Annotated in this window: 8 protein-coding genes and 1 riboswitch; all 8 genes read left to right on the forward strand. The window is 42.7% G+C overall.

Going from position 1 to position 10,224, the window contains the following annotated elements; all coding sequences use genetic code 11:
- Positions 1 to 156: 156 nt before the first annotated feature.
- Positions 157 to 258, forward strand: a riboswitch (purine riboswitch).
- A gap of 267 nt (positions 259 to 525) precedes the next feature.
- The 8 genes from purE to purF all read left to right on the forward strand — a co-directional run bounded on the left by purE (position 526) and on the right by purF (position 9,530).
- Positions 526 to 1,011: a 5-(carboxyamino)imidazole ribonucleotide mutase gene (purE, locus tag PTI45_RS17710; RefSeq protein WP_069328917.1), complete on the forward strand. Its 486-nt coding sequence runs from the start codon at positions 526 to 528 to the stop codon at positions 1,009 to 1,011.
- Positions 1,008 to 2,177 carry a 5-(carboxyamino)imidazole ribonucleotide synthase gene (gene purK / locus PTI45_RS17715; RefSeq protein ID WP_069328918.1) on the forward strand — a complete coding sequence of 390 codons (1,170 nt, stop codon included), beginning with the start codon at positions 1,008 to 1,010 and terminating at the stop codon, positions 2,175 to 2,177. The genes purE and purK overlap by 4 nt, the downstream gene beginning before the upstream one ends.
- 4 nt (positions 2,178 to 2,181) lie before the next feature.
- On the forward strand, positions 2,182 to 3,477 hold the full coding sequence (gene purB / locus PTI45_RS17720) for an adenylosuccinate lyase (RefSeq protein ID WP_069328919.1): 1,296 nt from the start codon (positions 2,182 to 2,184) through the stop codon (positions 3,475 to 3,477).
- Between the two features lie 19 nt (positions 3,478 to 3,496).
- Positions 3,497 to 4,390 carry a phosphoribosylaminoimidazolesuccinocarboxamide synthase gene (locus tag PTI45_RS17725; RefSeq protein WP_069328920.1) on the forward strand — a complete coding sequence of 298 codons (894 nt, stop codon included), beginning with the start codon at positions 3,497 to 3,499 and terminating at the stop codon, positions 4,388 to 4,390.
- A 513-nt stretch (positions 4,391 to 4,903) separates the two neighbouring features.
- Positions 4,904 to 5,149, forward strand: coding sequence for a phosphoribosylformylglycinamidine synthase subunit PurS (gene purS / locus PTI45_RS17730; protein WP_069328921.1), 246 nt, complete (start codon positions 4,904 to 4,906; stop codon positions 5,147 to 5,149).
- A gap of 4 nt (positions 5,150 to 5,153) precedes the next feature.
- Positions 5,154 to 5,843, forward strand: a complete 690-nt coding sequence (purQ, locus tag PTI45_RS17735; protein WP_069328922.1) for a phosphoribosylformylglycinamidine synthase subunit PurQ — start codon at positions 5,154 to 5,156, stop codon at positions 5,841 to 5,843.
- Positions 5,821 to 8,067: a phosphoribosylformylglycinamidine synthase subunit PurL gene (purL, locus tag PTI45_RS17740; protein ID WP_069328923.1), complete on the forward strand. Its 2,247-nt coding sequence runs from the start codon at positions 5,821 to 5,823 to the stop codon at positions 8,065 to 8,067. Before purQ ends, purL begins: the two co-directional genes overlap by 23 nt.
- Positions 8,052 to 9,530 carry an amidophosphoribosyltransferase gene (gene purF, locus PTI45_RS17745; RefSeq protein WP_069328924.1) on the forward strand — a complete coding sequence of 493 codons (1,479 nt, stop codon included), beginning with the start codon at positions 8,052 to 8,054 and terminating at the stop codon, positions 9,528 to 9,530. The genes purL and purF overlap by 16 nt, the downstream gene beginning before the upstream one ends.
- The last annotated feature ends 694 nt before the right edge of the window (positions 9,531 to 10,224 follow it).

Raw genomic sequence — 10,224 nt, forward strand, 5'->3', positions numbered from 1 at the left:
TCTGTGCGTCTTTTTTATTTTGATAGGGAACAAGTACGAAAGAAATCAAAGATGAAAGCCTTTAAATACGAACAATATAATATTAGTATCATAAAACGTTCGTCTTTAAGTTGACATGATGTGTTGTAGATTGGTACACTAACACATGAAGCTTATCAAACGTATGAAATAATGACTCGTATAAAACCGGGAATATGGCCCGGACGTTTCTACCCGAATACCGTAAATGTTCGGACTACGAGAGTAAACAGATCGATCTATGTCATTGCAGTCTTGATGGTAGACCTTATACTTTTTTTGAAAGGGATAGGGCTATCTATACTGTGGATGCAATATATATGATCTGTTAAGCTCCCTGAAGTCCGAAGAACCTGGAAATGAACATATTTCTAACAGGATCTGCGGATTTTTTTCGTGTAAAGCGGTGCTAACATTGTGAGAACAAGTGAATGTTATGCTAAATACAATTACAGATTACTTATCGAACACAATAGATTAATTTTATCTTGGAAAGTAGGTTATAACATGTCGGTACAGGTCGCTGTTGTTATGGGTAGCAAATCAGATTGGGAAACGATGCAACATGCTTGTCAGATGCTCGATGAACTCGAAATTGCTTATGAGAAAAAAGTAGTCTCTGCTCACCGTACACCGGATTTGATGTTTGAATTTGCAGAGCAAGCGCAAGAGCGTGGAATTAAAGTGATTATTGCAGGTGCAGGTGGAGCCGCTCACTTACCGGGCATGATCGCAGCCAAAACATTATTGCCTGTTATCGGTGTACCTGTACAATCGGCGGCATTGAAAGGTCTGGATTCTTTATTATCAATCGTCCAGATGCCCGGCGGGATTCCAGTAGCTACTGTAGCGATTGGCAAAGCAGGAGCCACGAATGCAGGATTGTTAGCGGCACAGATGATCGGTGCTTTTGACCCTGAAGTTATGAAGCGTGCACAAGCTAGACGTGAACGGATTCGTCTAGAAGTGATCGCTTCGAGTGATACGCTATGAGTGATATTCAATCTTCTAAATTGATTCCACCGGGTTCTACGATAGGGATTCTAGGTGGCGGACAGTTAGGACGCATGATGGTTCTGCAAGGAACACCGCTTGGGTATCAATTTATTACACTTGACCCAGCGACCAATGCACCTTGCGGTCAGGTCAGTCAGCAAATCGTAGGACGTTATGATGATCCACAAGCTGCTGAAATGCTAGCGAGCCAAGCCGATGTGATTACGTATGAATTTGAAAATGTAGATGCTGATGTAGCGGCATTGTTAGAGCAGAAATCGTATGTACCCCAGGGGAGTCAATTGTTATACACGACTCAACACCGATTACGTGAAAAGCGTGCGATTGAAGCGGCAGGCGCAACCGTAGCTCCTTATATGGAAGTACGCAGTGCAGCAGAAACGTTACAAGCGGTACAGCAATTCGGAACACCTTGTGTGCTCAAAACAGCAACAGGCGGTTATGATGGCAAAGGGCAATTTGTGATTCGGAATGAAGAGCAAGCCCAGCAAGCCTATGACGAATTAAGTGTTGCAGGAACAGAGTTAGTGGTTGAGCAATTTATTCATTTCCAATGTGAATTGTCTGTAATTGCTGCTCGTAGCTCCAATGGAGAGATCAAGACATTTCCTGTATCTGAAAATGTTCATGTGGATAATATTCTTCATCTTTCGATTGTACCTGCGCGTGTATCGGCAGAAATACAACAACGTGCGGAACAAATGGCGGCAGCTATTGCAGAGTCTATGAATGCGGTGGGATTGCTGGCTGTTGAATTATTTTGCACCGAAGATGGACAGTTATATGTAAATGAATTAGCACCTCGTCCGCACAATTCAGGTCACTATACGATTGAAGCTTGCGAGACGTCACAGTTCGAACAGCATGTAAGAGCGATCTGCGGATTGCCTCTGGGAAGTACAGCATTGCGCTCACCTGTAGTGATGGTCAATATTCTGGGAGAACACATTCCTGCAATTACTGAAAAGATGATACAGGTCGATCTCTCAACAACATCACTACATGTGAACCCTAAGTACCATTTATATGGGAAAGAAGAAGCCAAACACAAGCGCAAGATGGGACATATCAATGTGCTGTGTCATAATATAGAAGATGCTCTGGCATGGATAGACCAAACGAATATATGGAGGCACGAATAAACTTATGATCGAACGTTATAGCAGACCTGAAATGAGAAATATCTGGAGTGAAGAGAACAAATTTAAAGCTTGGTTGGAAGTAGAAATTTGCGCTTGTGAAGCATGGGCGGAATTAGGCGTTATTCCAAAAGAAGATGTAGAAAAATTACGTGCAGGTGCTTCTTTTGATATGGATCGCATTTATGAGATCGAAAAAGAAACACGTCATGATGTGATTGCATTTACCCGTGCGGTATCTGAAAGCTTGGGTGAAGAACGTAAATGGGTACATTACGGTTTAACATCAACAGATGTGGTGGATACAGCACTTGGTTATCTTTTGCGCCAAGCCAATGAAATCTTAGAACGTGATATTATCAATTTTATCGAAATTTTGAAAGATAAAGCGATCGCTTATAAAGATACACCGATGATGGGACGTACGCATGGTGTTCATGCAGAGCCGACTACATTTGGCTTGAAAATGGCATTATGGCATGAAGAAATGAAACGTAACTTGGAGCGCTTCCGTCATGCAGCCGACAACGTTCAATACGGTAAAATGTCTGGTGCTGTAGGAACATATGCGAATATTGATCCTTTTGTAGAAGAATTCGTATGTAACAAGTTAGGTACCAAAGCGGCTCCCATCTCTACACAAACGTTACAACGTGATCGTCATGCTGAATATATGGCAACACTGGCTTTGGTAGCAACATCGCTTGATAAATTTGCAACTGAAGTACGGGCACTACAGAAGAGTGAAGTGCGTGAAGTCGAAGAAGCTTTTGCTAAAGGTCAAAAAGGTTCATCTGCCATGCCTCACAAACGTAATCCAATCAGCTCTGAAAATATCTCAGGTCTTTCTCGTGTAATCCGTGGTCATATGGTATCTGCGTATGAAAATGTAACGTTGTGGCATGAACGTGATATTTCACATTCATCGGTAGAACGTATTATTTTGCCAGATGCAACGATGTTGTTGAACTACATGTTGAATCGCTTTGGTAACATTATCAAAAACTTAACGGTATTCCCTGAAAATATGCAACGCAACATTCAACGCACGTACGGTGTTCCTTTCTCTGGTCGTGTGATGACTAAATTAATTGATAAAGGTATCAGCCGTGAGCAAGCGTATGATACGGTTCAACCTCTTGCAATGCAAGCGTGGGAAGAGCAACGTTCGTTTAAAGATATTATTTTGGAAACTCCTGCAATAACAGAACTATTGAATGCTGAAGAAATTGAAGAAGCATTCAACCCATCATGGCATCTGAAGCATGTCGATACGATTTTCAAAAAACTCGGTCTGGAATAGGAAAGAGGGGATACTACACATGATATCGCAAGCCGTCACAACAGCTGTTGATCTGGTTAACGCACCGCTGATCTATAAAGGAAAAGTACGCGAATTGTATGATCTGGGCGAGCACTATCTGATAGTCGTTACTGATCGCATTTCTGCTTTTGATTATGTACTTGATCCACCTGTACCACACAAAGGGGAAGTGTTGAACCGCTTAAGTGCTTTCTGGTTCGGACAAACCAACAACCTGATCGATAACCATGTCGTACATATCGATGTCGATCAATTAGGCGATATCGTACGTGACCCGGAAGCACTGCGTAACCGCATTATGGTCACACGCAAAGCGGAACGTATCGATATGGAGTGTGTAGTACGTGGTTATATTACAGGCGGTGGGTGGAGACAATATCAAGAAACCGGTCAAGTGAATGGGATTACCCTTCCTGAAGGCTTGCGTAAAAATGGTGTATTCCCCAATCCGTTGTTCACCCCGGCTGCCAAAAATGATACTGGTCATGATGAAGATATTTCTTTTGACGACATGAAAAATCGAATTGGTGCAGAACTTGCTGAAGAATTGAAAACCAAAAGTATTCAACTTTATGAATATGCCCGTCAGTATTGTGATCAACACGATATTATTCTAGCGGATTGCAAATTCGAATTCGGATTGATTGATGGCAAAGTCGTCTTAATCGACGAAATTTTCACGCCAGATTCTTCACGCTTCTGGGCGAAGAATAATTATGCACTGGATATCGAAATCGACAGTATGGATAAAGAACCGGTACGCACGTATCTGGCAGGCACAGATTGGGATAAAAACAGCCAACCTGCTCCTTTACCAGAATCTGTCGTCCAAGCCACATCCGACCGCTACCTAGCCATCTATCAGAAGTTGACAGGTGCGAATTTGATTTGATCCTTGGGGGGCCGATGCGGGAAAGAATCATCCTGCCGATCGCTGTTAAGAATGAATATCTGGAATGACTGCTTGGCAGTCGATATTCATTCTTAAAGGCGAACGCTACGCTTCTTATGGATGATTTCTTTCCCTCCGCTCCGCCCGGATCGAGATCAATTGGCGCTCGTTAGGGGTGGGGCAGAAAAGATAAGGACAGCATGGTGTTCACTATGTAGACTATCCATATCAAGGCAGTCTACCAAGTGATATTTTCTGCTCACTTCTCCATCTGATTGAGATTGCGATCTGAATTATCAACCATAATGGTAGATATTTGCTCTAAACTAAGCATTTACACACTAAGTACAAATAAAGTGATTCTTCGTTCCAAGCGAAGGGACCAGAATCATCTGTGACCATAGCGAGGTATCTATAGAATCACCAAGTCATTCATTTTCAAAGTAATCATTACCTGATACATCTAGCAATATTAACTCAGCATCACCTAATCTAAGGAGGAACAAAAATAACATGATTAAAGCTACTGTCTACGTGACCATTAAGCAAAGCGTACTTGACCCACAAGGTGTTGCTGTTCAAGGTGCACTTCATTCTTTAGGATTCAATGAAGTCGAGAGTCTTCGCATCGGGAAGTACATGGAGATTGAATTGGATACAGATAATCGTGAAGAAGCAGAAGAACGCTTGAAAGTGATGTGCGAGAAGTTGCTAGCTAATACGGTTGTTGAAAATTACCGTTTCGAACTGGAGGGTTAAATCCATGAAATTTGCAGTCTTGGTATTTCCGGGCTCTAACTGTGATATTGACTGCTTCAAAGCAGTTGAAGACACTTTAGGGGAATCGGTAGAATATGTGTGGCACACAGCGACAGACTTATCAGCGTATGATTGTATTTTGGTTCCAGGTGGCTTTTCGTATGGAGATTACTTAAGATGTGGAGCGATTTCTCAATTTGCTCCGGTGATGACTGAAGTGGCTAAAGCCGCAGAACAAGGCAAATATGTACTTGGGATTTGTAATGGATTCCAGATTTTGACTGAAGCTCGTCTGTTACCCGGTGCTTTACTTCGTAATGAATCGATGAAATTCCGTTGTCATGATACATTGCTAACGGTCGTGAATAACCAGACTCCATTTACTCGTGATTATGCAGATGGTGAAGAAATTACGATTCCGATTGCTCACGGTGAAGGCAACTACTATTGTGATGATGCGACGTTAAAACAATTAAAAGATAATAACCAGATCGTTTTCCAATATGGACATAATCCGAATGGATCGTTACATGATATTGCAGGGATTTGTAATGAACGTGGCAATGTTGTAGGTATGATGCCTCACCCTGAACGTGCAGTGGATGAATTGTTAGGATCAGCAGATGGTAAAAAAATGTTTACATCTATTTTGAAAGCTTGGAGGGATCAACATGACGCAGCAAACATCCGTTAAGGAACCGACGGCGGAGCAAGTCGCAGACCAGCAAATATACAAACAAATGGGTGTATCGGATAGCGAGTATGAGTTGATCTGCGGTTTTCTCGGACGGAAACCGAACTACACCGAAATTGGCGTATTTAGTGTAATGTGGTCGGAACACTGCGCATACAAAAACTCCAAACCGTTACTACGTCGCTTTCCTACAACTGGACCTCGTGTATTGATGGGACCGGGTGAAGGTGCAGGGATTGTCGATATCGGTGACAATCAAGCTGTTGTTTTCAAAATCGAAAGTCATAATCACCCTTCTGCGGTTGAACCTTTTCAAGGAGCGGCAACAGGTGTAGGTGGAATCATTCGTGATATTTTCTCTATGGGAGCAAGACCTGTAGCGGTATTGAACTCTTTGCGCTTCGGTAAACTCGAAAGTGAACGTGTGAAATATTTGTTCGAGCATGTGGTATCCGGGATTGCAGGTTATGGTAACTGTATCGGGATTCCAACGGTTGGCGGCGAAGTGATGTTCGATGAAAGTTATGATGGTAATCCGCTTGTGAATGCGATGTGTGTAGGATTAATCGATCATGACAAAATTCAACGTGGTGTCGCTAAAGGGGTAGGTAACCCTGTATTTTATGTAGGGCCTCCTACAGGACGTGATGGAATTCATGGAGCTACGTTTGCCTCTGAAGAATTGACAGAAGAATCAGAAGCTCGTCGTACCGCAGTACAAGTCGGTGATCCATTTATGGAGAAACTGGTCATGGAATCTTGCTTGGAATTGATTGATTCCGGTATTGTGCTAGGGATTCAAGATATGGGTGCAGCAGGTCTAACATGTTCAAGTGCGGAAATGGCAAGTAAAGCAGGGAATGGTCTAGAATTGTATCTCGATCAAGTACCACAGCGTGAAGATGGCATGACAGCTTATGAAATGATGCTCTCTGAATCTCAAGAACGGATGTTGTTCGTGGTGGAGCCGAAAGACGAAGCACAAGCGATGGAGATCTTTGAACGTTGGGGTGTTATCTGTGCCAAAGTTGGTAAAGTAACCGATGATGGACGATTGAAATTATTGCATCATGGCGAAGTGGTAGGCGATATGCCTGTACATGCTCTAGTGGATGAGTGCCCTATTTATGATAAGCCTTCTTCAGTGCCAGCGTATTATGAGCAACAAGCACATGTGGATACCAATCGTTATGATGAAGTCACTGATCTCAGTGGTGCATTGAAATCGATTCTAGCTTCACCAACGGTAGCAAGCAAAGCTTGGGTCTATGATCAATATGATTATATGGTGCGTACAAGCACAGCCGTTCGTCCAGGATCAGATGCAGCCGTCATCACGATTCGTGGTACACGCAAAGCACTCGCCATGACAACCGATTGTAATGGACGTTATGTGTATCTTGATCCAGAAGTAGGCGGTAAAATCGCTGTCAGCGAAGCGGCTCGTAATATTGTCTGCTCGGGTGCGGAACCGCTCGCCATTACAGATAATCTCAACTTTGGTAGCCCTGAAAAACCAGATATTTTCTGGCAAATGGAAAAATCAGTAGACGGTATGGCAGAAGCTTGTCGTGTACTGGATACTCCAGTCATCGGCGGTAATGTCAGCCTTTATAATGAAAATACTCGTGGAGCGATCTACCCTACGCCTGTTGTAGGTATGGTGGGATTGATTCATGATACAGATCATATCACTACACAAGGATTCAAAAACGAAGGCGATGTTATTTTCGTACTGGGAGATACATTTGCAGAATTAGGCGGTAGTGAATTCCAGAAAGTGATTCATCAGGTGACAGAAGGTCGCCCACCAGCATTAGATTTGGATATCGAAAAGAAATTGCTAGGTAGCGTACTGAGTGCGATTCAAAGTGGACTGGTTCAATCTGCACATGATCTATCTGAAGGTGGATTGTCTGTAGCTTTAGCAGAGTCTTGCATTAGCGGTAAATTAGGTGCAAGCGTAGCACTCAACAGCGACAACTTGCGTCATGATCTACTGTTGTTCAGCGAAAGTCAATCTCGTATCTTGTTATCAGCAACACCGGCACAAGCAGATGCTCTAGAAAGTCATATTCAATCTCAAGGTGTACCTGTACGTCGTATCGGTCAAGTGCAAGGAACAGAACTTCAAATCCAAGTGGACGGCAAACAAGTCTTGGCAGAGCAGGTGAACAATCTGCGTCAAGTCTGGGAGGATGCGATTCCATGTCTGATGAATTAAACAAACAGACGTTGTGGACAGGTGATTACTATAATCAAGGCACCGGTCCGAATGATATTTTTGATACATTAAAAGAAGAATGCGGTGTTTTCGGAGTCTACGGACATTCCGAAGCCGCTTCCCTTTCTTATTATGGATTACATGCGCTTCAACATCGCGGGGAAGAGAGCGCAGGCTTATGTGTAAGTGATCGTAACCAATTTCATTATCATCGTGGTATGGGACTGGTTAAAGAAGTCTTTGATAAAGATACGTTAGGTTCATTAACAGGTGATATCTCGATTGGTCATGTCCGTTATTCGACCAGTGGAGATAGTCGTCTTACCAACGCTCAACCATTAGTATTTCGTTATCGTGCAGGTGAATTGGCACTAGCCACTAATGGTAATATTGTGAATGCTCCGCAGATTCGGCGTGAGCTAGAAGAAGCGGGTTCTATTTTTCAAACGACGAGTGATACAGAAGTGGTCGCTCACTTAATCGCACGTTCCAACAAGCCTTTGGTCGAAGCGGCAAAAGATGCGTTCCGACAAATTGTAGGCGGTTTTGCTTTTATGATTATGACCAATGAGCAATTAATTGTTGCTTCTGATCCTAACGGATTGCGTCCAATCACGATGGGTCGTCTGGGTGAAGCGTATATTTTTGCTTCCGAGACCTGTGCTCTTGAAACGATTGGTGCAGAGTTAGTACGAGATGTTCAACCTGGCGAATTACTGATTTTGGATCAACATGGATTGATCGAAGATCGTTATATCGAACCGCAACGTAAAGCGCTATGTTCGATGGAATATATTTATTTTGCAAGACCGGATAGTGATATGAACGGTGCGAATCTACATGCCGCTCGTAAACGGATGGGTTCTGTGATGGCACAGGAATCATTTATCGATGCTGATCTTGTGACAGGTGTACCGGATTCCAGTATTTCAGCCGCTATCGGATTCGCGGAACAAACGGGTATCCCTTATGAACTTGGGATGATCAAAAATAAGTACACCGGACGAACATTTATCCAACCAAGTCAAGAATTACGTGAACAAGGTGTCAAAATGAAGCTTAGTGCTGTACGCCGTGTCGTTGAAGGTAAGCGTGTCGTCATGATCGATGATTCGATTGTACGCGGAACCACTTCACGCCGTATCGTGAATATGCTACGTGATGCAGGTGCTACAGAAGTGCATGTACGTATCACTTCTCCACCTTTTAAAAATCCATGCTTCTATGGTATTGATACACCGGATCGCCGTGAACTGATTGCTTCTACGATGTCGATTGAAGAAATGCGCAAAGAACTGAATGCCGATTCACTTACCTTTTTGAGCTTTGAAGGCTTGATCAAAGCAGTCGGTGGCGACAACAGCACAGACTACAAAGGTGGTATGTGCATGGCATGCTTCGACAACGATTATCCAACTCAAACGGACTTCGGCGGCGAAGAACAATTCGGATGTGGATGTTAGTCGAAGGCTTTACATCTGGAAAGGTGGCTGGCGTTTGAGCTAGGGACCGCTATGGGACAGGAATGATCTTCCCGATCGCTGGTAAGACTTGGATATCTTGATTAACCGCCAAGCGGTTGATATCCAAATCTTAAAGGCGAACGCTACGCTTCTCACAGATTCATTCCTGTCCCGTCGCTCCGATGCTCAAAAGCCACCATTTCAGAGTGATGCCAAAGTTCGATCTAGTGGGAGTGGCAGGGTAGATCAGAATGATCTAAAGCAGTGGATGTTGATGCTACTCTTTTGGTGCAAGTTGGAAGAATGGTAAGGCACTGTATTGTCCTGTTGTCCTCACAGTAGGGATTTTAGAACTTCTTGAACATTTAGAATGATGGATTTAAAAAAGATATCTATTTGTATCATATGTATAGTATTACTAGGTTTTAGAGGTTTGTATGGAATGATATTCAATATTATTTGTTGAAGTATGAACAGAAAATTTAAGAAATCTAAGCTTTTTGGAAGTTATGAAAAGTATGTATGTTCTCTAAATGTTCATTATATTTTTACCTACTATGAGTCTATGGTGAATAGCGCTAGACTTTCTAAAAAAATGAATTAAGTTTTCAATATAAATAGCAATTTCTCAAAGATCACCTATATCTATTTAAATTTAAAAATATACTCTTGTGCAACAAGCAACAAGCAACAA

This window comes from Paenibacillus nuruki (genome assembly GCF_001721045.1).
GTDB lineage: Bacteria > Bacillota > Bacilli > Paenibacillales > Paenibacillaceae > Saccharibacillus > Saccharibacillus nuruki.

What these genes read in the sequence shown, in the direction of transcription:
- purL (WP_069328923.1), top strand. Translation starts at nt 5,821, where the DNA reads ATGACGCAGCAAACATCCGTTAAGGAACCGACGGCGGAGCAAGTCGCA.
- purF (WP_069328924.1), top strand. Translation starts at nt 8,052, where the DNA reads ATGTCTGATGAATTAAACAAACAGACGTTGTGGACAGGTGATTACTAT.
- PTI45_RS17725 (WP_069328920.1), top strand. Translation starts at nt 3,497, where the DNA reads ATGATATCGCAAGCCGTCACAACAGCTGTTGATCTGGTTAACGCACCG.
- purS (WP_069328921.1), top strand. Translation starts at nt 4,904, where the DNA reads ATGATTAAAGCTACTGTCTACGTGACCATTAAGCAAAGCGTACTTGAC.
- purQ (WP_069328922.1), top strand. Translation starts at nt 5,154, where the DNA reads ATGAAATTTGCAGTCTTGGTATTTCCGGGCTCTAACTGTGATATTGAC.
- purK (WP_069328918.1), top strand. Translation starts at nt 1,008, where the DNA reads ATGAGTGATATTCAATCTTCTAAATTGATTCCACCGGGTTCTACGATA.
- purE (WP_069328917.1), top strand. Translation starts at nt 526, where the DNA reads ATGTCGGTACAGGTCGCTGTTGTTATGGGTAGCAAATCAGATTGGGAA.
- purB (WP_069328919.1), top strand. Translation starts at nt 2,182, where the DNA reads ATGATCGAACGTTATAGCAGACCTGAAATGAGAAATATCTGGAGTGAA.